This is a genomic window from Vibrio sp. 1069, from assembly GCF_033340555.1.
The window spans coordinates 1-547 of sequence record NZ_JAWOWP010000811.1 but is presented as its reverse complement, the minus strand read 5'-3'; the positions used below and the strand labels follow the sequence as shown (position 1 = coordinate 547).

Here is a 547-nt window from a genome sequence, read left to right as displayed (position 1 = left end):
CGTCACGAAGCATTTAGGCGAGTACGATTCTATATTCCCTTACGTCGTATTCTTTCTTGTTGCCGCAGCGATTTGGGTTGGCGCATTTTTCAAAACGCGCACGGTACAGGCTCGATATACCTTTTGGGGGGCTCTTGCGCTGACTTGGGTCTGGTATAGCGTTGCGGGATATACATTGCTTAACCCAGTTCGCACGCCGGCTAAAGAGATCATGTCAGAAGCACAAAAAGCAATCGGTAAAGATGGTGAGTTAGGACTGACGCTATTTAAAGAGCAATTTTTGCTGTTTTCACCTGTGTCGGTAACACATTTTAGCTATTTATCAGATCACAAAGAGCAAGAGCGCAATGCTTGGTTGTGGCTACAAGAAAAGCCGAATCGGTATATCTTGACCCAAGGTGGGAATGAGATGGAATGTTTCGATGCCAACAAAGCGAAAAAACTAGGGGAAGCCCACCGCCGGGATTGGATTTTATTTGATGCCGAGAGTGCGCTTGAATCCTGTCAGCCGCCACGTAGCATCAAACGATATGAGCTACATATCGAC

The 547-nt window shown here is 46.6% G+C and carries 1 pseudogene; it reads left to right on the top strand.

Features of this window, described 5'->3' with window-relative positions:
• Positions 1–547, top strand: a pseudogene (locus tag R7040_RS29205) (glycosyltransferase family 39 protein); the annotation flags it as partial.